Raw genomic sequence first — 25,410 nt, forward strand, 5'->3', positions numbered from 1 at the left:
TTTAGCCTTCCATATCCTTTTCCATGGCAGCCACCGCCCGTTTGGAGAAGGCCACAGCCTCTACCACGGTTCTGGCACCGGTGACGACATCGCCGGAGGCAAAGACACCCTCAAGGGTGGTTCGGCCGCAGTCGTCGGTGATGACGAGGCCCCCTTTTTCCACCTTAATGCCGGTGGCGGTGGCCACGATATTGGCCTGGGGGGTCTGGCTTGCCGCGATCATGACGGCATCGGCGGGGAAGAGGGTGCGGGTGGACGGGTCCGGGGTATAGGTGACGTTTCCTTCGGCGTCCTCGCTTCTGACCGTGGTCTCGACCGTGAGGCCGTCGTCGGTGATGGCGACGGGATTGGTCTGAAAGGCGAACTCCACCCCTTCCACTTTGGCGTAGTCGTATTCAAAGGGGGTGGCGGGCATTTCGGCTTCGCCGCGGCGATAGATGACGGTCACCTCTTCGGCCCCGTTTCGCAGGGCAGTTCGGGCCACGTCCATGGCGACGTTTCCGGCCCCGATGATGGCGACCCGTCGGCCCAGACGATAAACATCCGGGTTTTTAAGGTAGTTGATGGCGTAGTGTACGTGGCCGAGGCTTTCTCCCTGGATGCGCAAGGGGCGGGGCTTCCAGACGCCGGTACCGATGAAGATGCTTTGGTAGCCGTCGCGTTTCAGGTCGTCAATGGTGAGGACCGGGCCAATGAGGGTGTTGGGACGCACCTTGACGGAGAGGTTGGCCAGGAGCTCGTCCAGGCTGTCTAACACCTTTTTGGGCAGGCGATACTCGGGAATGCCGTAGCGCAGGATGCCGCCCGTGCGCTCGGCGGATTCGAAGATGGTGACCCGGTAGCCTTTTAAAGCCATGATAATGGCCACGGTGAGACCGGCCGGGCCAGACCCGATGACCGCTACCCGTTCTTCTTTCGTCTCCCGGGGCTTCATGTCGTGGCGGGTGAGATAATAGGAGGAGATGTACTGTTCGATGCTGCTGATGGCCACGGGCTTTTTTTTGGCTCCGAGGACACAGTGGCCTTCGCAGAATTTTTCATGGGGGCAGATCAGGGAACAGACCACGGAGAGGGGGTTGTTCTCGAACAGAAGACGCCCGGCTTCCATCATCTCTCCTTTTTGAAAGAGCGCGATCATGTCGCGGATGGGGGTGGAGACGGGGCATCCGGTGGTACAGCGGGGCTTTTTACACAAGAGGCATTGCTTGGCTTCTTCAATGACATGGGTTCCCACGGCAGACTCCTTAACGGTTGGGGTGGTGCCTTCAGGAAGGATATTTCGTGGCGTTGCGCGGGCGGTGAAAGCGGCTTTCCATGGATGAAATAGTGAAACCCTTGGGCGTCTCTGGAATAAATGATTCTGATTATCAGGGGCGCTACTATGACACACCTTTCTGGAAATGGGAAGGGAGGGAGGCTGGAAAATAACCACAGCGGAAAACCAAAAAACAAAGGTGGGCCACCTTGAAAGCGGATTTGCGAATGCGTATCGGGAGCCGTCACTCCGGGCCGAAATGATAATTAATGCCAAAAATTCTTGTAACTATTCAGCTTGCCTTCGCCAGGTCGTTCGAAGCAAATGACAGAAAGATCAAATGCCAATACGTTACGTCTTTTTATCACCGCGTAGGGTGCGGCTCCCGCACCTTCTACCGTAGAGATGACCATCGGCCTCGCAAGTTCACGATGACCACGAGTCTTGTTTCAAAATGCGGTGTTTCCGGTTTACGATACGCCTGACGGTGCGCACGGCGCACCCTACGCATCCACCCGGTACTTCATTGTAAAAATGAGGACGATACGAATTTTCATACATGGATTCCCGCCTGCGCGGGGAAGACGAAAAGCGTAGGGTGCTGTCAGACCGGGGTCATAAAGAAAAAATGGATAGCTGAATAGCTACAATCTTTTTTAGGAATTGACACCGTAAGACATCCAGGTTTTTTAGCCTTCAGCCTTCAGCCTTCAGCCTTCAGCCTTCAGCCTTCAGCCTTCAGCCTTCAGCCTTCAGCCTTCAGCCCCCCCTTTACCTCTTCAGCTCTTCAAATTCATCCAGGGCGGTTTCAATGGGGATGGCAAAGCCGATGCCTTCGGTGTTGGCGAGGATCATGGTGTTGATGCCGACCACACGGCCTTTTTCGTCAATGAGGGGGCCGCCGCTGTTACCGGGGTTGATGGGGGCATCGGTTTGGATGTAGGTGCGTTCTTCGTGGGTCCGTCTTCCGGAGACAATGCCGGAGGTGACGGTGTGGGAGAGGCCCATGGGGTTGCCGATGGTAAAGACCGGCTGGCCGACTTTAAGGGCCTTGGATTTTCCTGCTTTCAGGCAGGGACAGGCCTCCTGGTCGAGTTCAAGCATGGCCAGATCGTGGTTTTCGCTGAAGGTTGCCCCGGTGACGGAAAAGGACGAGTCGTCAAAGAGGACGACGGTGTAGGTGGGGTTGTCCCGGTTCTCCTCAATGGCCATGAGGCGGCTCTTTAAATCGATGTAGCGTTCGGTCAGGGCGTCGCTGTTTTTTTGCTGCTCTTGAATGTAGTCGTTGATTTCCACCGACTGGGTCGGGTCGACCACAAACGGCGCTGTGCCTTCGGCGTCCGTGATGCTCTGGTTTTTGTTTGCGATGACGTACTCCAGCACCTGGATGTCACGGCGAAGCCCTTTGATCTCCTCTTCATCGATGGTGAGGACATGTTTGTTGGTGAGGATCCGACAGGTGGAGTCGATGAAGAATCCTGAGCCTGAGCCCCAGGGTGTTTCGATGAACACAGTGGCTAACTGACTTGTTTCAATGGCGTTGCCAGGCTGTTTGAACTGGTAGAGTTGCTGGGTGATGCCGGAGATTTCAAGCTTTTTTGTGGCCGGTTGCGTGGGGGATTCGCCCGAAGGGGCCTTCTGGGTGAGACGCATGGCAAAGGCGAAAATGGCCCCGAGGATGACGATGCTGACGGCGATGCGGATCCACCTGGAGAGGTGGAGACCGGAGGCCCGTGAGGGGGTTCGGTCGGAAAGGGTAAGGAGGGGTTGGGCGAGTCGCTCCTGCATCTCCAGGTATTTTTCGAAGACGATGCCGCATGCCTCGCATTCGAGCCCTGGACTCTGTTCATGATCGCACTTGGGACATTTCATCGTTTGTTATCCAGGCCGGGGAGTGGAGGCCCCTTTGAAAGGGAGTGGCTGAATCGTGACATATCACCCTCGTTTATAAGATGAAAATCTCCATTGATCAATGGAGATTTTCTGTCTTCTGATGTCACCCTTTCGCCGGCCCCTGTGTGTTGATGCCCGCCAGTCCCTGGAAGCGGCTTCGGTTGGCATCCATTCCGATGATGGCCACGAGATCGTGTGCTTCAAAGCGCAGTTGGATATCGGGGTTGGGGATCAGCTGGTCGCGGCGAAGGACACCCACCACCGAGACCCCGGTTCGTGAGCGTATCTTTGTCTCTCCCAGGGTGGCTCCCACCAGGGCGCTTGCGGGCTCGAGGCGGACCCATTGCAGGTCGAATTGCTGCTCGGCCCGTGTGAGTTGGGTCAGGGTGGTCCAGCGCTCATGGTTTCCCAATATGGGGGTGAAAAGTCTCTGTCGCAACGCCTCGGTCTGGCGCTGGATTTCCGTGGGCGGAATCCGCAGGTGAAGCAGGGCCTGCCTCGTCATCTCCAGCCCGGCCTCGAATTCAGGAAGAATCACTTCGGCGACGCCCTGATCCCGGAACATTTCGAGGGACTCCATGCCGGATGCCCGGGTGATGATGGTGATCTCTTCAGCCATATTTCGGGCATGGGTCACCACAGATCGTGCGACCACCACCCCAGGGATGGTGATGAGAAGGAGGCAGGCCGTCAGGACATCCGCCGCTTCCAGAACAATTTCGTGGCTGGCGTCACCATACACCACGGGCATGCCACTGCTGTGCGCTTGATCCACGCATCGCTGGTCCAGTTCGATGATGACAAAGGGGAGCCCCAATCGCTTGAGCACGTCGGCGACATGGCGGCCCATGCGTCCGCCCCCGGCGATGATCACATGGTTTCGCAAGCCCTCTTCGGGCAGGCCGGCGGATTCCAGGGGTTCGTGGCGAAACCATCGCTTGCGAAGGGCATAGAGGCGAGCGGTCTGACCGGAGACAAGGGGGGTGAGGACCATGGTGATCAGCGCCATGGAGAGGATGAGGGAGTAAAGCTCCTGGCTGATGGAGTCGGTGGCGATGCCCACGCGTGCCAGGACAAAGGAGAACTCCCCGACCTGAAACAGGCCGAGTCCCACGGCAAGGGGAACCACATTTCCGTACCTGAAAAATCGGGTGATCCCTGCAAAAATAAGTCCTTTGCCCAGGCTGACCACCGTGACGAGCAGGAGGATGCCGCTGAGGTGAGCCATGAGAAAGTCCGGATCCACGAGCATCCCCACCGAGGCAAAGAAGAGCAGTCCGAAGAGGTCCCTTAAGGGGATAATATCGCTTAACGCCTGGTGGCCATAATCCGATTCACTCAGGACCATGCCCGCCATAAACGCGCCGAAGGCAAAGGAGAGCCCCACGATGTAGGTCAGGTAACCAATCCCTAAGCCGATGGCGGTAATGCCCAGGAGAAAGAGCTCCCGCGAGCCGAGTTTGGCGATGTGTTTCATCAGCTTTGGCAGGAGTCGTGTGCCCAGAAGGAGCATGACGATGAGAAAGAGGGCGGCCTTGATGCCGGAGATGGCCAGGGCCTTAAGGCCCAGGCCCGGGTTGCTGAGCTGGGGAAGGATGATCATGAAAGGGACCACGGCGAGGTCTTGAATGATCAGCATGCCGACCATGACTTTGCTGGACAGGGTGCCCATCCATCCCTGATTCATCAGGGTCTTTAAAATGACCATGGTGCTGGACAGGGAGATGAGGGCCCCCAGCCAGAGGGAGGCCCGCCAGTCCATACCGAGCCCCCTGCCGATTCCGTATCCCAGGGCCACGGTGAGGCCCATCTGGATCGGCGTGCCGATCAGGGCGATTTTTTTTACGGGCTTCAGGTCTTTGATGGAAAATTCCAGGCCCAGAGCAAAGAGAAGCAGGGCCACCCCGATTTCGGCCAGGAGTTCGATTTCATGGGCTCCGGTGCCGATGATCCCGCTGGTGTTGGGACCCAGGGCGATGCCTGCAAGGATGTATCCGAGAATCAGAGGCTGTCCGATGCGTTGCATGAGAAGGCCGCAGAAGAAAGCCGCGACCACGAGCAGGGTGATGTCTGTTGCGATGCCCATAGAGACCTCGAGGTGTGTGGCAGATTCGGTGGGGCGGAGGGGCCGGCAAAATGAATACATTAAAGCATGGAATGATCTGTTGTGTGAACATTAATTTGTGATCTGGCAGAGAATCGGATGCGTCGGGTCGGTTAAGGCGCGACCGTTGTTTGGTCCATATCGATGAGCACATAGTGGACACGGTTGTGATCATATTTTTCTAAAAAGAGGGGGGCATGGACAGGGAACAGAGGGCTATATTTGTGGCGGAGTGATCGAATTATTGATGATAATCGGATTCGTCTTGAGCGTGGTGGACGATAAATCGAAGGGTTTCTTGAAAAACCGTTTCAGCGATGGGGCCGCGGACAATGCCGTGGAGGTGGAAGGGGATCTCCTGGTAGCTCGTGTGGGAGTGGCCAATGCGTGCGAAGAGCTTTGGGCCGCTGGTGTCTTTGACTTTGGGGTCCCCTTTTCCCTGAATGATGAGGGCGGGGATGGCCAGGGTGGGGAGCGCCTTCCACACCTGTTTCATGAGGGCCTTAACCTGGACGAGGCCGGCGATGGGGCATTTCAGGTAATTGATCTGGGGGTTGTCGGCGTGGTTGGTGACCAATTCTTTGGTGAGCCATTTCAGGCCCAGGGTTCGGCAGAGACGGTTCCAGTCATCAAGGGCTTCCACCCCGGAGGTGGAGAGGCTTTTGAATTTTAAGGGGGCGCTGACTGAAATGACGGATTGAAAGGCCTCGGGCTTGAAGAGGGCCTGGGCCAGGGCCAGCCCGGCGCCGGTGGAGAACCCGGCCACGACGATTTTCTGGCAGCATTCTTTAAGGATGGCGTGACCTCGGTCCACGGAGTCCATCCAGTCGGCAACCGTTCGTCCGGCAAGGTCCATGGCGGAGGTGCCATGTCCGGCCAATCGGGGCGCATAGACGGTGTACCCCTTGCTGTAGAGAGAGTCTGCCCACTCCCGGACCTCTTCGGGGGTGGCCATGAAGCCGTGGATAAGAAGAATGCCTGTTTCGGCCGCGGGGTTTCGATAGAAAAAGGGGGCACCGATCACCCGGGGTTTGGATTCGCCTTCCACTGCGTGGGTTTCGTAGTCGGTGTAAAATCGATGCATCTCGTGGAGGGCCAAAGCCTCCCACTTTCGTGTATCCAACGGTTTTATCGGTAAGTCGGTCAATTCAGTCCCCTGGGGTTTGGTCGGTGCCGATCCATATCGGTGCTTTCTTATTACCTGCCTTTGAAGGGGATGGGCAATGAAAATCTGGACAGGACAACAGATGACCTGAACGGATGGTTACAGGGTGACGCTGCACTGTTCATTAAACATGAATTGGGAGGCCCGGTTGCGCCCCTGTTTTTTGGAATGGTACATGGCAAGGTCTGATTCATAAATCATTTGAAGAGGGTCAGTCATCTTCTCCTGATACGAGACAAGCCCCTGGCTGATGGTAATCTGTATCTTCCATTCGTTAAATGGAATGGTCAGCGATTCAACGAGTCGCCGGAGTTTTTCACTGACGATTTTAGCACAGGGTGCGGAGGCATTGGGCAGGATGATTAAAAATTCTTCGCCGCCAAACCGTCCGAAGAGATCCGAGTCTCGGAGTTGATGTGACACCGCCTGGCAGAGTTGTTTCAACACCTCATCCCCGGCGAGATGGCCATAGGTGTCGTTGACTTTTTTAAAATAGTCAATATCAAACAGGATGATGGAGAACTCTGATTTGTAGCGTTCGGCACGCTTGAATTCCATTTTAAGCAGCTGTTCGATATGGCTCCGGTTGAATATTCCGGTCATGGGGTCGAAGTTTGCAATATTGGAAAGGGTCTGGGTGATGTCTTTCATCTCTTCGATCTGGCGGTTTGCCTGGGCCATGTCGGTGACATCTTTGATGACAATGCAGACGCCTGTGTCCCCGGTGTCGGGATCGGTCACGGGGAAAAAGGTGCTGTCCTGGAACATGAACTCCAGGCTGTCTCCGATGATTTGATTTTTTGCGCTGAACTGGAACAGATAGGGGCGCTGAGTCCAGGAGATAAACGAATAGTTTTTTAACAATCGGACACTTTTAAGCTTGAGCTCCAGCCAGGCCCTGGGGAGGTCCGGGAACACCTCAAAGATATTTTTATTGAGAATGGCCTGCGATTGAATGCCGCTGTGTCTGGCCATGAACTGATTCCATTTGAGGATGCAGTTCGTTGAATCCAGGAGAAGAATTCCGTTGTCAATGTGATCAATGATGGATGCGCAGGACGTTTCAAAGATAGCAGTGTGCATATTAATCCTCAGGCATCAAGTTCTGAATAGAGGTTCGAACGACTTCCGTATTCTCTTCTGACATAAAGATCATCAGGTCGCATTTAAAGCGGTCGTTTTTGAGATAAAGGGATATTTTAACCAGGAGGGTGTATCCCCATTTCAGTTTGCTGCGCATAAAGGTGCTGTAGGCCATTTCCCTTAAGTTGGTTCCTTCGGAGACAAGTTCCGGGTTGGCAAACGACATGTCCTGATTAAACAACTGTTTTGAAATGCTGTTCATACAGGCGCCGATGAGGATGTTTGAGAGTTCGAGCATGAACTCCATCTCCTGTACGGTCTCTATTTTTCCCTGCATACCCAGGATCGTTGAGATGCTGCTTTTTGTCTTGTCATCAAAGATGACCAGGGTGGTCCCGGCCAGACATTTATTTGCAAAGTCCTGATGAAAGGCAACGATGCCATCTTCTTCCGAGAACACGCTGTCTTTAAGAATGGTGGGGATAATTTTTTCTGCCGCAACGAGTTTGATTTCCGGAACGGTCAACTCGACAAAGGCATCCAATAAGGTTGCCAGGGCCTTTCCCGCCTGCCCCATGGAAATATTGAAGAGCTCCGTTGCCAGGTCATTCTCATCCTCTGTAAAGGGGCTCGGTGTGGTGTTCATAGGACACCTGTCTTTTTAAGCAGAGTCACCATGTTTTCTTTGTCAAAAGGCTTTTCCAGGTAGCCGACAGCCCCCAGTTCCATGACTTTTTTTTCGGCCAGTGGCTGAATATCGGCGGTCAGGACGATGACTTTCTGTTTGATCGCCTCTTGTTTAAGCGCGGATAAAACATCATAGCCACTCATGTCCGGCATCGTGAGATCCAGGGTGACCAGATCATAGGCTTTAAGGTGGCACAAGTGTAAGGCCTCTCTGGCGTTTGACGCTTCCTCTATGGTAACCCCTGTGTCCTGCAATATGTCCCTGAATCCTTTTTTTATAAAGGTGCGGGATACTTTTGAGTCATCAATACATAAAATAGTAATCGTCATGAAAAACCTCTTTTTGCATCATTGAGAATTCAAGCGTCAGGCCACAAGATTAGCGCATAAGCGGGAGTATCCTACTTTAAATTTGTTATCACCGCAATTTTTAACCTACTTTTTGAATGTTAAAATGATGGAAGCGGCCATTGAGAGAGACTCTTTGGGCAGGATATATAGCAAATGAATGGCATAAAATGAGGTGGATAGGAAGGTGTCGGGGGGGGCGTGGCACCCCTCCAGGCTGGGGGGTGCCGTTAAACCTCTGTTCGGAGGAGAAATGCTTCCGTCTTTTTCAGGCCAGAGAGGTGGCGTACACCCGGTAGATGAGGGCGTAGTGGAGGACACCGCCCAGCAGGACCATGATGTGAAAGAGTTCATGGAAGCTGAAGATTCCCGGGACGAGTCGGGGTTTTTTGATGGCGTAGATGAGGGCGCCGATGGTAAAGGCCGCCCCACCGCTGAAGAGGAGGACCTCCTGGCCCGGGGTGAGTCTGGCCAGAACCTGTTTGATGGGAAAGACCGCCGACCAGCCCATGGCACTGTAAATGATGGCATACAGAGCGCGGGGTGCCCGTGGGAACAGGAGCTGGGAGATCAGTCCGAAGCCTACGACGCTCCATTGAAAGGCGATCATAAACCATCGGGTGTTGCCTTCCAGGCAGAAGTAGCTGATGGGGGTGTAGGTCCCGGCGATCATGAAAAAAATGGCCAGACGGTCCATCTTTCGCCAGAAGGAGAGTTCGTTCTCCTGCTTTTTAAAGGCGTGGTAGAGGGAACTGGCGGAAAAGAGAAACACCAGAGAGAGGGCGTAGACCAGCGCGGTAATAAGCATGGACGCGGACTGGCTGGCGATTCGAAGGAGGTAGACGGTCCCCACGACGGACGCGATAACGCCGGCGAGGTGTGAGTAAAAATTGAATGACTCTTGAGCTCTGATTCCCATGGCGGCTTCCTCATGAAGGGCGTTTTGAACCATTTTCGGTTCTGTGAGCGTCCCGTCGGGTGTTGATTGGGGGCTCTTTTTATCACATCGGAACGTCGTTTTGACGGCGTTCAATGTGTATTGATGGGTGTTCTTGACGTTTTATCTGCGGGTTACGGACAATGCGTTAAACACGGTTATAATATTTTATGGGTGTGAAAGACAGATAAAAAGTCATTTTAAAGAGACCGACCTGAAAAGGAACACCCGAATGCCGTGCTTCGGAAGGGCAGATAGGCCTGTGGACTCAGGTTTTTCTTTCCCTCACGGCTTGGCTTTGCAGGCGCTTGATCTCTTGAATGTTGCCCATGACGATCAGGGTCATGCCCGTCGAGAGGTGGGTGCCTGCTTTGGGGTTGAAGAGAATGGCGTCTTTGTCTTTGAGGCCCAGGACAAGGAGGTCGTACTCCTTTTGGATGTCGATTTCTGACAGGCACCGGCCGTTCAAAGAGGAGCCCGGGACGATGGGCAGTTCATGGATTCTTAAAGGGCCTTTTTCACTGCGGAGCATTTGATCGAGAAAATCCACGGCGGCGGGTCGGATCATCTCTGAGGCCATGCGCAGTGCGCCAATGGTATTCGGGGAGACGATGCTGTCGGCTCCTGCCATGGTGAACTTGGGGGCGATTCGGGGGTTGCTGACCTGGGCGACAATGCGCAGGTCTTTGTTCATCATGCGGGCCGTCATGGTGACGTAGAGACTGTCTTTGTCCTGGGGCAGGGCGATGACCACCCCTTTGGCGTTCAGGATGCCTGCTTTTTCAAGGTTTGCGTCGTCGGTGGGGTCACCTGTGATATGCAGGATGTTCTGCCCTTCAAGGCGCATGGCCAGGCTCTCTGTTTCCTGCTCGATGATGACCACCTGCTCGCCGCTGGTGATCAGTTCATCGGCCAGGGGGCGACCTGTTTCCCCTCCGCCCACCAGGATAATGTGTCCGGTCAGGCGATTGATCTCTTTGTTCATGCGTCTTCTCCTTCGAACACCGGAAAGTTCCCCTTCGATCAGAAGGGCTGTAATGGAGCTGATGGCATAGAGAATAAACCCCATACCGAAGGTGATGAGGCCCATGGTGAACAGCTGGGCGATCATGCTGCTGGAGACGTCCAGGATTTCTCCGTAGCCGACACTGGTGATGGAGATGACCGTCATGTAAAGACAGTCGATCCATCGGGCATCTCCCTGGAAGATCAGGTAATAGCCAACGGTGCCGATGACGACCACAAGAAGAATCCCGGAGAGAAAGGTGGTGAGCCGTTTTTGAATCATGGACCGTGTATCCTGTGGTTGAAGATCGGGTAAAAAAGTCAACCTGCGGTGGCAGGGTGCCCTTCTTGAAACCGGGCAAGGGGTCACATACGCTTGGGGGGGGGATGTAAAAACAGCCGACATGGGGAGTGCCGCCGGCCTGCATGGCAGAAGGGGTGCCTCGCCGTGTCGCAGGCCACCGCATCTGTCAGGTCGAAAAGGGATGAAGCACCTGGGCGGGTTATGGGATCCCAGGTGCTTCGGAAATCGTCCTTCTAGTGCTTTGTCGCCTCGGCGAAGCCCAGCTCAAAGGCCTTCAGGTTGACATCCAAAAAAGCCTTTTTGGTCGTGGTGGAGATGGCTTCACGGATGGCGTCGGCGCTGACCGGCAGGACCCCGGTCTCAATGAGGGCTCCCAGGAGCACCATGTTAACGGAGAGAACATTGCCCGCTTCTTCGGCCAGCTTGACGGCGTCAAAGGCGATGAGGCGCCGGGTCTTCTCGGCGAGCAGAGAGGTCACGGTGGCGATCTCCGGGTAGACCCCTTTGCCGATGGCGACGGTAAAGGGGGGCAGTGGAGAGAGGTTGGTGATGGTCACTGTCTCCGGGTTGCAGCGTCCGAGGGCGCGGAGGGCCTCGGAGGGTTCGAAGCTGACAAAGACATCGGCCTCTCCATCGGAGATGATGGTGCTTTCGGCATCGCCGAAGACGATTGAGGATTCTACCACGCCGCCCCTCTGGGCCATGCCGTGAATTTCGCTCATGTGGACGGGGATGCCCTGGAGCAGAGCCGCTTCGCCCAGAACTCGGGATGCCAGGAGGTTGCCCTGGCCGCCCACCGCCACGATGATCAGTCTTTTGGTATCCATATGGGTGTCACCTTGATTATTCAAAAGGTTGATGACGAAGGCTCCGCAGGGTTTATGCGGCGGAGCCGGTGTCGTTTATGGGACCACCACCGGTCTATTTTTTGACAGGAAGGATGGCGTTTTCAGGGCAGATCTGGGCGCAGATGGAGCATCCGGCGCACATCTCCTCGATGATGTGGACCCTGCCGTTTTCCGTGGTGAAGGCGGGACAGGCAATGGTGTCGATGCAGTCCCGATGGTTTTTGCACTTGTCGAGGTCCACCTGAAACTTTTTGCCGGTGAGCTGCTTGAGGCTCTTGGCGTAAAGGGTACACTTCTCCTTGGCGATGATGACGGAGACCCCTTGAAAGGCGACGGCTTCCTTGATGGTTGAGATGCTTTTTTTGATGTTGTAGGGGCGGATGACGGAGACGTGCTTGACCCCTGCGGCTTTGACCAGGCCTTCGATATCGATGGCGTTGTAGCCGGTAAAGCCCATTTCATCCATATCCACGCCGGGGTTGGGCTGATGGCCTGTCATGGCGGTAACACGGTTATCCAGGATCACGAGGGTGAAGTTGTGGTTGTTGAAGACCGCATTCATCAGGCCGTTCATGCCGGAGTGAAAGAAGGTGGAGTCCCCGATAAAGGAGACCACTTTCTTGTCGGTGACGGTGGAAAAACCGGCCGACGTGCTGGTGGATGCGCCCATACAGACCACGAAATCGCCCATGGAGAGGGGGGGCATAAAGCCCAGGGTGTAGCAGCCGATGTCCGAGGGGAACATGACGTCTAAGCCTTCGGTGGCTTTTTTAACGGCATAGAAGGTGGCCCGATGGGAGCAGCCGGCGCAGAGGTTTGGCGGGCGATTGGGCAGCTCGGGGACACCGGCAAGGTCCACGACTTCGCTGATCACAGGAGCCAGCCCGAAGTAAGACGCGAGAATGTTTCGGACCATTTTGGGGTCGAATTCGTAGAGGCGGGAGAAGAGGTGCTCCCCTTTGCCGCAGATGGGCAGCATGAGGCCGTTTTCCTGCGCCACGGCTTTGACGGCTTCTTCCATAACCGGTTCGCCCTCTTCGACGACGAGCACTTTCTCACACCCTTTAAGAAAGTCGATCACGAGATTTTTGGGCAGGGGGCTGGAGAATCCGAGGCGAAGGATCTTTACCTTGTCCGTTACGCCCAGGTCTTTCAGGCCGTCTTTGACGTAGTTGTAGCTGACGCCGTTGACAATGATCCCCAAGGGGCCGTCTCCGTCAATGCGATTAAAGGGAGAGGCACAGGCGATCTCTTCGGCTTTGGCCAGGTTTGCCAGAAGTTTGACGTGCAACCCGCGGGAGACGGCGGGGACGGTGACGCATCGCATGGGGTCTTTGATGAACTCCCCTTGGGTCTTGCGCTCTGTGATCTCTCCGAGTTCAACCACGCCGGTGGAGTGGTTGATGCGGGTGGTGGTTCGAAGGATGACAGGCTCGCCCAGGGCTTCGGAGAGTTCAAAGGCACGCTTGGTCATCTCTTTGGCTTCAGCCACGGAGGATGGCTCCAGAATAGGGAGACCGGCGAGTTTGCCGTAGTACCGGTTGTCCTGCTCATTCTGGCTGGAGAACATAAAGGGGTCATCGGCCGTCAGGATGACCATGCCGCCGGTGACGCCGATATAGGCCAGGGTCATGATCGCGTCAGCGGCGACGTTCATCCCCACATGTTTCATCACGCACATGCTGCGAACACCGCAGTTTGCCGCCGCCGCCGATATTTCTACGGAGACCTTTTCGTTGATGCTGTACTCGAAATAGAGATCGCTCTCCTTCGACATCTTGAAAAAATTGAGGGAGATCTCCGACGACGGTGTCCCGGGATAAGAGGCGGTAAACGCGACGCCGGCTTCAATGGCGCCCCGTGCGATAGCCTCGTTGCCCAGCATGAGCATCTTCTGGCCCGGGTTGTCTGTGAGAAGCTTGTGCATGGCAAAATTCCTTATGGATGGGTGTTGACGTTCTCGTTAAAGTTAAATCTTCATTTTTTTAGACGTGATAGGTCCGAATGTCAAGGGTTTGGGTAACCACTTTTCTGACAATGCCTGGCAGGGCGCGGGCAGACGGGGGGGCGGGTTTTGTCGTGGATACCGGCTGTTATCTGGTCTGTGGAAGGGGGCGTTCGCGTGGATAAGCAACCGAAACCAAGGGGTAAACAGGGGGGGCGCTCTGCCTGGGTGAGGGGGCTGAGGGCGGCCCGCGGTAGAAAACAGGATTTTTGGCATGATTTTTATCGGAAGTGACCTTGTTTTAAAAGGCGTGTTCTTTTCGGCGCAGTTGGAGAAAAAAAATGGTTCGAAAATGAACAAGATGTTCGTTTCAAGGGGGAATGATGTGCGGAAATGTTCGGCTTGGAAAACCTTCACTGTTTAAATCCCAAAAGCCTTTACAAGCCCGCAGCTTTTACATTATGACGGGGTGTAAATTGTTAAAGATCGGGTCATTTGATCCTGTTTTTTCCTACGGGAACAGGCGTTTGTCAGAGACCCGCCATCATATATTTACGCAGTGGGGCCGCTGTTTTATCAAGGGTCCCTTTGCCGGGAAGGGTAATGAAATCCATGGATAAACCAGTTGTGCTTGTTCTTGCCACGCGGAACAAGGGAAAAACCGAAGAGATCCGGGCCCTCCTTTCAGGGTTTCCGGTGGTATTGAAAAATCTCGATGATTTCGGGCCCATCCCCGAAGTGATTGAGGACGGTGAAACCTTTGATGATAACGCCTATAAAAAGGCGAGTTTTACGGCGCGCGTTTTGGGCTTCCCAGCCATTGCTGATGATTCAGGATTGGTTGTCGAGGCCTTAAACGGTGAGCCTGGGGTCTACTCGGCCCGATATGCCGGAGAGGACGCGGATGACGCAGCCAATAACACCAAGCTTCTGGAAAAGATGGCGGGTGTTGAGGATCGCAGGGCGGCGTTTCAGTGTGTTCTTTCCATTGCTGTGCCCACCGGGCCGGCACTGACCTATGAAGGCCGTTGCGATGGGGTTATCGCACAGGCACCTTCCGGTGACGGTGGCTTTGGCTACGACCCGCTCTTTTATTGCCCCGAGAAAGGGAAGACCTTTGCGGAGCTTACTTTAGAAGAGAAGGGGACGCTCAGCCACAGAGGCCGTGCTTTAAAAGAGGTGGCGGAAGAGTTTGACAAGATCCTTACCTGGCTGGATTTGAATCTTCCTGTCCGGGAGAGGTTCGAGTGCACGGACTAAGATTCTTATGAGGATAAAAAAACCTGCTTCGGCAGGTTTTTTGCCTGCCACCAAATGGCCGAATGACACTTTTTTACGATGTATTCAAATTTCAACGTATGATGTTTTAATCAAACCTTTCCGCCCGTTTTATTCTCGCAGGGGTTGCGGGGATACGGTGTGTGAGAAGCGTCGGGTGCAGGGTCTTGTCCGACGATGAGAGGTGAGGTTGAATCATCATCATATTTTTCAGGATCAGGATGAACATGGCACAGACAAAAGAGATGATTGGGGGGATCGAGACATTCGAGGAGGCCATGGCTCTTCTCGAGGCTCGCATGGATGCGGATACGTTGGCGAAGCTCAAACGGATTCGCACCCGGGATGCGGTGATCACCATCGCCAACGCGGCAATGCTCTGTACGCCGGACCGCATCTTTATCAACACCGGTTCAAAAGAGGACGGGGCCTTCATTCGACGGGAGGCACTGGCCACCGCAGAAGAAGATGCGCTTCCCATGGCAAATCATACCATCCACTATGAGCTCAAGGATGAGCAGGGCCGAATCACCGATCGGACCTATTACCTGGCCGAGCCGGATGAGAAGGTGAGCTCCCTTGCCAACCGTATCGATCGTGGCGAGGGCCTGGTGGATGTTCAAGAGCGCATGGGGGGGATCATGAAGGGGATGACCATGGTCGTCGGCCTTTATATGCGTGGCCCTGTGGGCGCTCCTGCCTCCAACCCGTCTCTTCAGATCACCAGCTCTTTGTATGTGACGCACAGTGCGGAGATGCTGTATCGAAACCGTTTCGACGATTTCGATGCGGAGGTGGAACGCCTCGGGTATTTTTACACCAACATCCATTCCCAGGGTTTGAACCGCGCCGAAGATCTTCCCAACGCCAGGGTCTACATGGATCGACATGATCAGACCACCTACTCGATCAACTGCACCTATGCCGGAAACACCCTCCTCATGAAAAAGGGTAACCACCGTTTTTCTGTGGACAAGGCCGTAAAAAATCGTGGCAACGAGCTCTCTGAGCATATGTTTATCACCGGTATCGAAGGCCCCGGCAGCCGGGTCACCTGGTTCGCCGGTGCCGCTCCCAGTGGGTGCGGCAAAACCACCACGGCCATGGCCGGTCACCAATTTGTCGGGGATGACCTGGCTCAGATGTGGATTGCCGAAGACGGTACCGTGCGCAGCATCAACCCGGAAAGCGGGATTTTCGGTATCGTGGAAGACGTCAACTGGGAAGGGGACCCTGCCCTGATGCCTCTGCTTCGTGAAGAGGGGACCGAGGTGATCTGGTCCAACGTTCTTATCGATGAGGACGGCCTGCCCCAGTGGACTGGGAACGGAGACGGAAACCCGACAAAGGGCCGCAACTTCCAGGGCGAGTGGGAAGCCGGTATGGTGGATGAGAAGGGCAAGCCTGTTCCCGTGTCTCACCCCAACTCCCGCGCCACTCTGGTGGCCAGCGCTCTGGCCAATTACTCTCCGGCCTCTGAAGATCCCAAGGGTGTGGAGACCAGCGTCATTACCTATTCTGGCCGTGACGCCGACACCATGCCGCCTGTGTGGGTGGCAAAAAGTTCCGATCATGGCGTGGCCATTGGCGCCTGCATCGTTTCCGCCGCCACGGCCACCGAGGTGGGGGCCAAGGGCGTGAAGCGTGCTCCCTGGGCCAACGCTCCTTTTATCCCCGGCGCTCTGGGTGAGTACATGGACGCTCAGTTTGCCTTCTGGGCCAATGAGCGCATCGCCAGCGGCAAGCGTCCTCTCATGGCCGGTCTCAACTATTTTCTTACCCACAAGGCGCGCGGTGGGGAGTCCACCAAACTCCTGGGTGAGAAGCGGGATGTGAAGGTCTGGCTTGCCTGGCTTGAACGCCATTTCCATGGCGAAGTGCGTGGCATCGAGACGCCCATCGGCATCCTTCCCAAGTATGAAGACCTGAAAGCCCTTTTTACCAAGATCCTCGATAAGCCTTACCCCGAGGAGCTCTATACCAAACAGTTCTCCCTGTATGTGGACAACATCGTGGCCCGCATCGATCTGCAGAACGATGCCTATGGCAAGGAAGAGGACATCCCTGCCCGCTTTTTCGAGGTTCTGAAAGAGCAGAAAGAGGGGCTCTTGGCCCTTAAGGAGAGCTTCGGTGTGGTTGTAAGGCCTGAGATGCTCACGGAGAAAACCGCCGCCTGAAGGTGAGGGCCCCCGTGATTGGGGGTGATTGCCGAGTCTCTGAGGGCCTCCTGCTTTTTGGGTCCGCTCCGGTGGGTTGAAAGAACCGTACGGCCCCGCTCGATTTATTTGTCGAGTGGGGCCGTTTTTTATTTTCGTAGAAACCACCGGGTGCATTCGTGATCGGCTTTCACGGCGGCACTCCTTAATCACGTGCCACGGCAGGGCAATTCTGATATGGGTGGATCTTGGATTGGTTTCAATTGAATGCGGAGGTGTTATGTCCCAGTTGGATTGGTTGATTGTCGGGGGTTATCTTTTTTTCAGTGTGTCTCTGGGGCTGTTTTTTTCACGGCGTGCGCTTCAAAGCGTGGACGACTATTTTGTTTCGGGCCGGTCTTTCCCCTGGTGGCTGGCGGGGGTCTCCATGGTGGCCTCAGCCTTTGCCATCGATACCCCTTTGGGGATCACGGGGCTGGTGGCTGACAACGGGATTCCCGGGGTGTGGTTTGCCTGGTCTTTTGTGCTGGGGGGGGCCGGGACCCTGGGGGCCTTTATCTTTTCGGCCATGCTGCGTCGCTCACGCATCATCACCACGGCAGAGTTGATCGAGTTGCGGTACTCCGGGCCGCAGGCGGCCGCCTTGCGTGGCTTCAAGGGGATCTATTTCGGGGTCTTTGCCAACGCCATCACCCTGGGGTGGATTTTAAAGGCGGTGTGGACCCTTTCCGAGGTTGTGGTGCCGGGGATCGACCGGGATCTGCTCCTGTTTGTGTTGTTGCTTTTTACCCTGATTTATACCGCCATGAGCGGGCTCTGGGGGATTGCCGCCACCGACTTTATTCAGTTTATTATCGGGAGCATCGGTTCGTTTCTCCTGGCTTTTTATTCCTGGCGATACATCGGCGGGATCGATCAGGTGGTGGCCGGGTTCACGGCAAAATATGGCGCCGCCGACGCGGGCTTTCGACTCTCCTTTCTCCCAAAGGTGGGGACTCCATTTTTTGTCACCTTTGTGGTCTTTATGACGTTGAAGTGGTGGGGGAACCCACCGCCGGCCATTACCCAGCGCATTATCGCCTCAAAAGATGAGAAGGACGCCTCCAAGGCCACCCTCTTTTTTGCGGTGCTCGCCTTCGGGTTTAACTATTGGCCTATGATTTTTGCCGCCATGGTCTCTATTATCGCTTTTCCCGATGCCCCGAGTCCTGAGACGGGATACGCCATGCTGTTGACGACGCTTCTGCCTTCCGGTGTTCTGGGGTTGATGATGGCCTCGCTGATGGCTGCCTTCATGTCCACGGTGGACACCCACATCAACTACGGCGCCTCGTATATGGTCAACGACATCTACCGCCGTTTTATGGTGAAAAATGCGTCCGAGAAGCACTACGTTCGTGCTTCCCAGGTGAGCACGGTGATCATGCTTCTTGTGGCGGTGTTTGTGGCCTACCATTTAGATTCCGTGGCGGATGCCTGGTATTACATGTCCATGCTCACCGCAGGGTACGGCATTGTGATTGTCATCCGGTGGTTTTGGTGGCGGGTGAACGCCTGGGCGGAAATTGCGGCCCTGGCCGCTTCGGGGGTGACCAGCACCTTTCTTTCTCCCAAGTTTGCAAAGGCCCTGGGGTACTGGGACCTCATTCCCCATGTTCGGTGGCAGTACCGTTTTTTAATTGTGGTGGGGGTGTGTACCGTCAGCTGGCTGGTGGTCTGTTTTCTGACGGAACCGGATGACGAGGCGCATCTTGTGGCCTTTTGCGAACGCGTCAAGCCGTTTCCCACCTTTTGGGGGCCCATTTATAAAAAATACCCCCATATTGAGTGGCGCGATCACTTTGGTCGGGCCTGTCTGCTTTGGGGCGTGGGGGCCTTAGGCATTTACAGCTTTTGTTTCGGCATGGGGAGTCTCATGTTCCTCCGGTTTGTCCAGGCCGGGCTGCTTCTGTCTCTTTCGGGTGTCATCGGCTTCCTTATTGCCCGATACTGGAAGCCTTAACCCAGATATTTCATGAGAAAACAATCAGGACTATGGAATAATACGTAATGACAGTTCTTTGCGGAAATATGTTCAGTCGTTTCAAACATGCAAAATGTAATCCACGATATTCTGTTTGATTTTCTCACCCTTCGGGCGAGCCGGGTTAAGTCCCCGTTGTGGCTTTGACAGGAGAGAGGATCGGCATTACCATAAGACATTGTAAGACCCTGTAGGGGTTGTTAACTGATCTGAATATATCCGAGTCCATCGGGCCCATGCCATAGAGGAAAATATATGAATCTTGAAGAGAAAATGGAATTAAACGGGAGCCTCTCTCCCGCGGATGCGGCGCGGTATCAGCGTCGTTTGAAAATCATGGGCATGGAGTCTGAGCAGGCCCTGGATGCCATTATCAGTGACCCGACTCCTGCGGCGCTTGTCCAGTCTTTTCCCCATCAGGATCTCTATTTTCTTGTGAACGACATCGGAGTGGAGGACGCCTTGCCTGTGTTGGCGGTGGCTTCCTCCGAGCAGTGGGAGTATTTCATCGATGTCGAGGTGTGGCAGCGGGATCTTCTGGATGCCGATGGGTTGACCCGCTGGTTTGATCTCCTGCTCAAGGCCGACCCCAGGCGGTGCGTGAACTGGATGCTGATCGAGCACACGGCGTTTTTTGAAGCCTATCTGGCGCGGTACATCGATGTCCGGGTGCGTGAGAAGAACGAGGACCCTTCTGATTTTGGTCCTGGCTGGTTTACCTTTGACGACTGGTTTTACATTCGTCATCGAGATCTGCCGGAAGAGCCGGTGGAGGAGGGTGCTCCGTATATTCATCCAGACGATCGTAACGATGTGGTGTTCTCCATTTTGCAGACCCTCTCCACCGGGGACCACCCCCGTTTTCAAAGTGTGATGCTCGAAGCCATGAGCGTTCTCTCTGCCGAGGTGGAGGAGGAGAGCTATCGCCTGCGCAATGTGCGTCTCTCTGAGAAAGGGTTCCTTCCCTTTGAGGAGGCGCTGGGCGTCTACGCGCCTCTGGCGGTGGAGGCCTTGCGTAAAGGGGTGCGAAAGGCGCCGCCCCTGGATGCGGACACCGTGGTTCCCCATGCCCATACCGGGGCGGTGCGTGAAGGCACTCTTTTTTCCGATGCCTTGGGGCACCTGGATGACGGGGTCCTGCTCTCCGCCCTTCAGATGGAGTTTGCGGTGCTGTGTAACCGGGTGATCTCCGCCGATCAAAAATGGGTGCGTGAGCGTTCTGAACTCACCTTTGTGGTCAAGAAGGTGTGTGGCTATATTTCCCTGGGGCTTGAAGCGCTGAATCGAGAGGCCGAGGTCGAGAAAAGTCTGGGTGCGTGGCTGACGGATGCAGGCCTCGAAGAGATCTTCAGGGTTGGGTATGGTCAGGCCGCAAGGCTCAAGTTCAAGGCGGACAGGTGGCGAAAAGAGAGCTGGCTGATGGGGCAGGGGCTTTCTCTCTCCCTTCTCGGCGAAGCCTGGATGGGGGTTGCCGGCGGGTTGCTTCTCAACCGCCCCCTTTACTTTGACAACTACATCAGCGGTTCCCTTTATCGGGAGTTCGAGACCCTGGCCGACATCGAGGCCACCGAGGCTATTTTTTCTGATATTGTTGGGATTGATGCCGTTCTCAGCCTGCTGGACCCGGATCCCAAGCCGTTTAAAGGCCCCAACCTGACGCTTAAGAGTCTTCTGCTGACCCTGTGGGCTCCGGCCTGGCTTGGGGAGTCTGACCACACCGGTCCTCTGACGTTGGTGCAGGTAACACGGCTTTTGTCGGGTATCTGGACGAGGGAAGGGGAAAGGACGCAGATTTCCGATGAGGTAAAAACCCATTTTCTCTCATGGCTCGCCCAGGAAACCGGGCTGTCCCGGTCTGAGATCAGTGAGCGTCTTGCCGAGGGGCTGGAGCGCCTCTTTGCCGAGGTGGCCGATGAGTATGGACACATTGACCCCTGTCAAGCCGATGCGCGGTTTATCCACCTCTTCATTCTGGATGAGGCCTCGCAAAATGAATAACGCCTGGGGGCGTTCTTTTTTTTGATCGTATCCATCCCATGAGACGGTGCCTGTCGGAGGTTTTTAATGTGGACGTCCTTCAGGTGCCGGATGGCTCATTATCTTTTGTTCTCCCGTAACTATTCAGCTCCGTAAAGCGGCCTCCGGCAGGGCCGCCGGAGGCCCAAGCTGAATAGTTACGTCCTCCCCTCCTTTTTTCTTCTTCCTGAAAAGGGTGTTGACTCCTCTGTGGATTCTGGAGTAGCCTTTTATATCATCCCGTAAATATGGAAAAACACCTTTTGCTGTGTTGCGGGCGTCTGTTTTCCTCAGGGTCCGGTCTCCTCTTTTCTGAGTCATTTCTTTCACACCGGACAGCCGTCATACCCATCACCCGGCATATCACAACCCAATTTTTTTTCTGATTCGCAGTACCTCGTATTTTTTTGTGAATTGACATCTTCCCCCCATTGTTTGGGGTGGGCGTCGTTTTGAGGAGGTTTCATGACCTTTGAACCGGAAAGAAAGATCGGTCTGCCTCAGTTTCGGGCCATCAGCCACGCCATTTCTCGTTATGAAGACGTCACCATGTTGGGACACCATCTGGTGGAGAGTATCTGTATTTCGTTTGAGATCAAGGCGGCCAGTATTCTTCTCTTTGATGATCGAGAAAAACAACTCTTTAATGTCTGCAGCCATGGCCTCAGCGATGCGTATTCGCGTGTGGTGCCGGAATTTTCGAGTATGTTTCGTGAGTTCACCCAGGGCCGCTGGGTCTATTTCGAGGATTTCGCCAACGACCCGCGGGTCAAGCACTCCGATGCCGTGAAAAAAGAGGGGATCGTGTCCATGCTGTCGGTGCCCATCAAGCGCAGTGAGCACATTCTGGGGCTGCTCAAACTCTACAACTCCGAGCATTGGATTTTGCATGAGGACGATATCATGAGCATTTCTGTGCTTACTGAACAGTACGGGCTGGTCATTGAGAACAATGGGCTTCAGAATTTTTTAAATGAGGTGAAGGCAGCCATGGGGAGCCTTCCCCTGCGCAAGCTCAAAGGGCTTTAAGATGGCCGGGCGATTGATCACGGATACCTCCGATTTTATGCGTATCGATATTGGCGATCGTGTGGCCGTGGGAGGTCGGGAGTATCGGGTCACCGGCAATGCCCGGGAAGGGCGTTTCGGGGTGGAGGACCCGAAGATGTGGGTGAAGTGGGTGGTGGATGAGGAGAGCGGGGAGCGCAAGGTGATGAAACTGGTTTTTTTTGAGACCTTTGTTACCTCCCTGGGCGGAGTCAAGATCCGCTGTTTTCGAGACCCGGCGAAAGAGGGACAGATTCTGGCGTTGGTGAGGGGGCACCGCTCCTTTATGCAGGGGGTGGAGTACAACGACAACCGGGACAACAGCGTTCGTGTGATCGAGATGGTACGCGGGAAGAATTTCTATTTTTATATCGAAGGGCTTCTCATGCCCCATAAAACCTATTTTGAGGAGGTGCTTCCCGGCGTTTTGAAGGGGTTGCTGAAAGCCTTTGAGGGGCTCAGGTATCTTCACCTGAACGGGTTTCGTCATGGGGATGTGCGAAATGACCATATCATTATCGACAAAGAGTCGGGCCATTACACCTGGATTGATTTTGATTACGATTATGAGGCCACGGAGAATCCCTTTGGGCTGGATATTTTCGGCATGGGAAATATTCTCCTTTATGCCATCGGCAAGGGGTTTCACACCCTTCATATGATCAAGTATGACACCCGGGCGTACGGGGATCTTTTTGAGACGCTGGAATCCACGGACCTGTCGATTCTGGACGGGAACCGGGTGATGAATCTGCGCAAGGTGTACCCGTATATCCCCAAGTCTTTGAACAATATTCTGCTCCATTTTTCACGGGGCGGCGAGGTGTATTACGAAAGCGCGGATGAGCTGATCGAAGACGTGACGCGATGCCTTTATTCAATTTTCTAATGGGTTCTACCAACCGGAGGTGGGCATGGATTCCATTTTAATTGCTCTGAGTGATTCCATGAGTTCCAAGGCGGTGCTGGATTATGTTCTGGCCATGGCCTGGTGCCCTGAGAGTGTGCAGGTCACCCTGCTCCATGTGTTCCGGAAGCAATCGGGCGGTGAGGAGCTGATGGGGCAAAAGTACATGAAAAAGCAACCCGCAAGGTACATGGAGGTTCTGGAGCAGGCCAGGGATCGGTTTGTGGAGAAAGGGGTTCCCCCGCAGAGTGTGACCCTGAAAATGGTGACCGAACCCTACGACACCATTGCGGACGGGATCATTGACCAGGCTAAAAACCTCAATCCATCTCTGGTAGTGATTGGTCGAAAGCGCATGAGCAAAGCGGAGGAGTTCGTCTTGGGAGACGCCAGCATTAAACTGGTGCGTGCCCTTGAGGGGATGGCCATCCTGGTGGTCAAGGTGAAGTGAGGAGATCTCCCTGATACCATAAGGGGGGGGGAAGACAAGGTGGTTAAAAGGGCGGCCCATGATCAGGAGATGATGGGTGGCCCTTTTTGCGTTTCAGGCCGCTGTTTGCCTACGGTCCGGCGGGGATGGCAATCGCCTCGGTGAGGCGTGTGAGGATGGGGCCCGCGTTGCCCTGAAGGAAGAGATCGCTGGTGGCGGTCAGGGGCGTGGGGGTGGGATTGATTTCAATGATTCGGGCGTTGTTCTGCTTGGCAAGGATCGGCATCATAGCCGCGGGTTGGACCGTGGCCGAGGTGCCTACCACAAGCATCACCTCACACTGGCTGACAAATTCCTGGGCCCGGGTGAGGGCTGAAAGGGGGATGGACTCTCCAAAAAAGACGCAGTCGGGGCGGTAGACGCCCCCGCAATGGCATCGAGGCGGCAGGGTGGTCAGGGTGATGTCGGCACTGGATGTCCGGTGTCCGCAGCCAAGACAGGTGAGTTTTGCAAAGGTTCCGTGAAATTCAATGACATCCCGGCTTCCTGCTTTCTGGTGGAGGGAGTCGACGTTTTGGGTGATGACGGTGGCAAGCAGACGCCGCTTTTCCAGTTCCGCCAGGGCGAGGTGGCCTTTGTTGGGACGGGCCGTGTCCAGAATCGTCTTCATGCTGCCGATGAGAACCTCCCACACGCGGGCCGGATTTTTCATGAAGGCATCGATGTGGGCGAACTCCATGGGGTCGATTTTATCCCAGAGGCTTCCCGGTCCCCTGAAGGGAGGGATTCCGCTTTCAACGGAGATACCGGCACCGGTCAGGGCCACGGTCAGGCGACTGCGCGAAAGGATCTCAATGGCTTTTTGAATACGTGTTTCCATTTTAGTCTCCTGAAAAATCAAACGGCAATCAACGTATTGGATCCCACGGCAAAACAGTCCAGGGAGGAGCCGCTCTGGAGAATCTCCTCCCGGCAGGCGTTGACGATGTCGTCGATGGCGTCGTCTTTGTGTTCGGCGTTGTGGTGGATAAGCCCGAGGCGTTTGACCTCCGCCTGAAGGGCCAGGCGCAGGGTGTCGGGCCAGGCGGAGTGGCCCCAGCCTGTTCGCGTGGCGTATTCCTCCGGGGTGTATTCGGCGTCATGCAGCAGCAGATCGCTGCCCCGGATGAACTGAAGGTAGTCCTCAAAGGAGGCGCCCCCTTCATGCTGCGTTCCTAACTCGTTGTCTGTGAGGAAGACGAATTGCCGATTGTTTTCCCGAATGCGATAGCCGAGTCCCCCGTTGGGGTGACTGATGGGGATGGTGTCAAAGGTGAGGCTGCCGATGGTGAAGTGGTCCATGGGAAAGTCGGCAAAGATCAGGCGTTTTTTGATGTCCCGGTAGGGGACGGGGAAGCTGGGCGGTGAAAAGAGGGTGTCAAGCGCCTCTTCAATATAGTGTCCCCCAAAGGGGAGGCGCGGGATGGTGACGCGGCAGTCCTTGTTGAACAGGGGAGAAAAAGCGGTGAGACCCATCACATGATCCCAGTGGACATGGGTAAAGAGAAGGTGGCAGGCGTGGCACCCCTCCTTGACCATCAGCGTGCCGAGATTACGAATCCCCGTTCCGGCATCAATGATGACCAGGTCGTTGGTGTCGCTTCTCACCTCTATACAGGTGGTATCACCGCCGTAGGTCAGGTAGCCCGGCCCGGAGACAGGGATCGAGCCGCGGGAGCCCCAGCACTTGATGTACATGTCCGTCCCTCTGGTTCGTGGGCATGGATGCGTTTCCCATGCCGGGTTGCAGAAAAAAGGTCCTCTTGGGGTGGCGCCTTTTGACATTGGTTTAAACAGCATAGCGCAGAGAACCGGGTCCGTACAAGCGGCTTGTGATAAATTCGGCGCTTTTGCAAGGGACCCATGCGATTAAGAAATCGCTTCGGTGTATGGGCCGGCAGCACGTAAAGCCCTGGGCTGAGGAGGCGGTGTGGGCGGCT

The 25,410-nt window shown here is 55.1% G+C and carries 20 protein-coding genes; 7 read left to right on the forward strand and 13 right to left on the reverse strand.

Going from position 1 to position 25,410, the window contains the following annotated elements; translation table 11 throughout:
• Position 1: 1 nt before the first annotated feature.
• The 11 genes from Q1Q75_RS08305 to iorA all read right to left on the reverse strand — a co-directional run bounded on the left by Q1Q75_RS08305 (position 2) and on the right by iorA (position 13,556).
• Positions 2–1,234, reverse strand: a complete 1,233-nt coding sequence (locus Q1Q75_RS08305; RefSeq protein WP_300669182.1) for an NAD(P)-dependent oxidoreductase — start codon at positions 1,232–1,234, stop codon at positions 2–4.
• Positions 1,235–2,026: 792 nt separating this feature from the next.
• The gene (locus tag Q1Q75_RS08310) at positions 2,027–3,127 is read right to left on the reverse strand and encodes a trypsin-like peptidase domain-containing protein (protein ID WP_300669184.1); all 1,101 of its coding nucleotides are present in this window, start codon (positions 3,125–3,127) and stop codon (positions 2,027–2,029) included.
• 124 nt (positions 3,128–3,251) lie between these two features.
• The gene (locus Q1Q75_RS08315; RefSeq protein ID WP_300669186.1) at positions 3,252–5,234 is read right to left on the reverse strand and encodes a cation:proton antiporter; all 1,983 of its coding nucleotides are present in this window, start codon (positions 5,232–5,234) and stop codon (positions 3,252–3,254) included.
• Between the two features lie 259 nt (positions 5,235–5,493).
• Complete coding sequence (locus Q1Q75_RS08320) at positions 5,494–6,399, reverse strand: alpha/beta fold hydrolase (protein ID WP_300669188.1); 906 nt, start codon at positions 6,397–6,399, stop codon at positions 5,494–5,496.
• Between the two features lie 117 nt (positions 6,400–6,516).
• Positions 6,517–7,500, reverse strand: coding sequence for a diguanylate cyclase (locus tag Q1Q75_RS08325; RefSeq protein WP_300669190.1), 984 nt, complete (start codon positions 7,498–7,500; stop codon positions 6,517–6,519).
• 1 nt (position 7,501) lies between these two features.
• A complete protein-coding gene (locus Q1Q75_RS08330; protein WP_300669192.1) occupies positions 7,502–8,146 on the reverse strand; it encodes a hypothetical protein in 645 nt (214 codons plus the stop codon).
• Positions 8,143–8,517 carry a response regulator gene (locus tag Q1Q75_RS08335; protein WP_300669193.1) on the reverse strand — a complete coding sequence of 125 codons (375 nt, stop codon included), beginning with the start codon at positions 8,515–8,517 and terminating at the stop codon, positions 8,143–8,145. The genes Q1Q75_RS08330 and Q1Q75_RS08335 overlap by 4 nt, the downstream gene beginning before the upstream one ends.
• A gap of 286 nt (positions 8,518–8,803) precedes the next feature.
• Positions 8,804–9,454: a hemolysin III family protein gene (locus Q1Q75_RS08340; protein WP_300669195.1), complete on the reverse strand. Its 651-nt coding sequence runs from the start codon at positions 9,452–9,454 to the stop codon at positions 8,804–8,806.
• A 286-nt stretch (positions 9,455–9,740) separates the two neighbouring features.
• On the reverse strand, positions 9,741–10,760 hold the full coding sequence (locus tag Q1Q75_RS08345) for a TrkA family potassium uptake protein (protein WP_300669197.1): 1,020 nt from the start codon (positions 10,758–10,760) through the stop codon (positions 9,741–9,743).
• A 254-nt stretch (positions 10,761–11,014) separates the two neighbouring features.
• Positions 11,015–11,608, reverse strand: a complete 594-nt coding sequence (locus Q1Q75_RS08350; protein WP_300669199.1) for an indolepyruvate oxidoreductase subunit beta — start codon at positions 11,606–11,608, stop codon at positions 11,015–11,017.
• A gap of 94 nt (positions 11,609–11,702) precedes the next feature.
• A complete protein-coding gene (gene iorA, locus Q1Q75_RS08355) occupies positions 11,703–13,556 on the reverse strand; it encodes an indolepyruvate ferredoxin oxidoreductase subunit alpha (protein ID WP_300669201.1) in 1,854 nt (617 codons plus the stop codon).
• Between the two features lie 630 nt (positions 13,557–14,186).
• Here iorA and Q1Q75_RS08360 point away from each other — a divergent pair.
• The 7 genes from Q1Q75_RS08360 to Q1Q75_RS08390 all read left to right on the forward strand — a co-directional run bounded on the left by Q1Q75_RS08360 (position 14,187) and on the right by Q1Q75_RS08390 (position 23,452).
• Positions 14,187–14,834 (forward strand): XTP/dITP diphosphatase, encoded by a 648-nt coding sequence (locus tag Q1Q75_RS08360; protein WP_300669203.1) that lies wholly within the window; start codon positions 14,187–14,189, stop codon positions 14,832–14,834.
• A gap of 245 nt (positions 14,835–15,079) precedes the next feature.
• Entirely contained in the window at positions 15,080–17,029 is a 1,950-nt protein-coding gene (locus tag Q1Q75_RS08365; protein ID WP_300669205.1) for a phosphoenolpyruvate carboxykinase (GTP), read from the forward strand.
• A gap of 259 nt (positions 17,030–17,288) precedes the next feature.
• Positions 17,289–19,010 carry a sodium:solute symporter family protein gene (locus Q1Q75_RS08370; RefSeq protein WP_300669207.1) on the forward strand — a complete coding sequence of 574 codons (1,722 nt, stop codon included), beginning with the start codon at positions 17,289–17,291 and terminating at the stop codon, positions 19,008–19,010.
• A gap of 276 nt (positions 19,011–19,286) precedes the next feature.
• Positions 19,287–21,029, forward strand: coding sequence for a DUF6178 family protein (locus tag Q1Q75_RS08375; RefSeq protein ID WP_300669209.1), 1,743 nt, complete (start codon positions 19,287–19,289; stop codon positions 21,027–21,029).
• 483 nt (positions 21,030–21,512) lie between these two features.
• Positions 21,513–22,076, forward strand: coding sequence for a GAF domain-containing protein (locus Q1Q75_RS08380; protein WP_300669211.1), 564 nt, complete (start codon positions 21,513–21,515; stop codon positions 22,074–22,076).
• A gap of 1 nt (position 22,077) precedes the next feature.
• Positions 22,078–22,983: a protein kinase gene (locus Q1Q75_RS08385; protein WP_300669213.1), complete on the forward strand. Its 906-nt coding sequence runs from the start codon at positions 22,078–22,080 to the stop codon at positions 22,981–22,983.
• A 25-nt stretch (positions 22,984–23,008) separates the two neighbouring features.
• Entirely contained in the window at positions 23,009–23,452 is a 444-nt protein-coding gene (locus tag Q1Q75_RS08390; RefSeq protein ID WP_300669215.1) for a universal stress protein, read from the forward strand.
• A 109-nt stretch (positions 23,453–23,561) separates the two neighbouring features.
• Here Q1Q75_RS08390 and Q1Q75_RS08395 read toward each other — a convergent pair whose 3' ends face one another.
• Complete coding sequence (locus Q1Q75_RS08395; protein WP_300669217.1) at positions 23,562–24,311, reverse strand: NAD-dependent deacylase; 750 nt, start codon at positions 24,309–24,311, stop codon at positions 23,562–23,564.
• Positions 24,312–24,328: 17 nt separating this feature from the next.
• Positions 24,329–25,168: an MBL fold metallo-hydrolase gene (locus tag Q1Q75_RS08400; protein ID WP_300669219.1), complete on the reverse strand. Its 840-nt coding sequence runs from the start codon at positions 25,166–25,168 to the stop codon at positions 24,329–24,331.
• Positions 25,169–25,410: the final 242 nt, after the last annotated feature.

The organism is Desulfoluna sp. (assembly GCF_030145185.1).
In the GTDB taxonomy this organism is placed as follows: Bacteria; Desulfobacterota; Desulfobacteria; order Desulfobacterales; family Desulfolunaceae; genus Desulfoluna.

Coding starts and splice junctions, on each gene's coding strand:
- iorA (WP_300669201.1), bottom strand. CDS start 13,556: ATGCACAAGCTTCTCACAGACAACCCGGGCCAGAAGATGCTCATGCTG.
- Q1Q75_RS08310 (WP_300669184.1), bottom strand. CDS start 3,127: ATGAAATGTCCCAAGTGCGATCATGAACAGAGTCCAGGGCTCGAATGC.
- Q1Q75_RS08335 (WP_300669193.1), bottom strand. CDS start 8,517: ATGACGATTACTATTTTATGTATTGATGACTCAAAAGTATCCCGCACC.
- Q1Q75_RS08375 (WP_300669209.1), top strand. CDS start 19,287: ATGAATCTTGAAGAGAAAATGGAATTAAACGGGAGCCTCTCTCCCGCG.
- Q1Q75_RS08395 (WP_300669217.1), bottom strand. CDS start 24,311: ATGGAAACACGTATTCAAAAAGCCATTGAGATCCTTTCGCGCAGTCGC.
- Q1Q75_RS08340 (WP_300669195.1), bottom strand. CDS start 9,454: ATGGGAATCAGAGCTCAAGAGTCATTCAATTTTTACTCACACCTCGCC.
- Q1Q75_RS08370 (WP_300669207.1), top strand. CDS start 17,289: ATGTCCCAGTTGGATTGGTTGATTGTCGGGGGTTATCTTTTTTTCAGT.
- Q1Q75_RS08360 (WP_300669203.1), top strand. CDS start 14,187: ATGGATAAACCAGTTGTGCTTGTTCTTGCCACGCGGAACAAGGGAAAA.
- Q1Q75_RS08385 (WP_300669213.1), top strand. CDS start 22,078: ATGGCCGGGCGATTGATCACGGATACCTCCGATTTTATGCGTATCGAT.
- Q1Q75_RS08345 (WP_300669197.1), bottom strand. CDS start 10,760: ATGATTCAAAAACGGCTCACCACCTTTCTCTCCGGGATTCTTCTTGTG.
- Q1Q75_RS08350 (WP_300669199.1), bottom strand. CDS start 11,608: ATGGATACCAAAAGACTGATCATCGTGGCGGTGGGCGGCCAGGGCAAC.
- Q1Q75_RS08390 (WP_300669215.1), top strand. CDS start 23,009: ATGGATTCCATTTTAATTGCTCTGAGTGATTCCATGAGTTCCAAGGCG.
- Q1Q75_RS08365 (WP_300669205.1), top strand. CDS start 15,080: ATGGCACAGACAAAAGAGATGATTGGGGGGATCGAGACATTCGAGGAG.
- Q1Q75_RS08315 (WP_300669186.1), bottom strand. CDS start 5,234: ATGGGCATCGCAACAGACATCACCCTGCTCGTGGTCGCGGCTTTCTTC.
- Q1Q75_RS08325 (WP_300669190.1), bottom strand. CDS start 7,500: ATGCACACTGCTATCTTTGAAACGTCCTGCGCATCCATCATTGATCAC.
- Q1Q75_RS08380 (WP_300669211.1), top strand. CDS start 21,513: ATGACCTTTGAACCGGAAAGAAAGATCGGTCTGCCTCAGTTTCGGGCC.
- Q1Q75_RS08400 (WP_300669219.1), bottom strand. CDS start 25,168: ATGTACATCAAGTGCTGGGGCTCCCGCGGCTCGATCCCTGTCTCCGGG.
- Q1Q75_RS08330 (WP_300669192.1), bottom strand. CDS start 8,146: ATGAACACCACACCGAGCCCCTTTACAGAGGATGAGAATGACCTGGCA.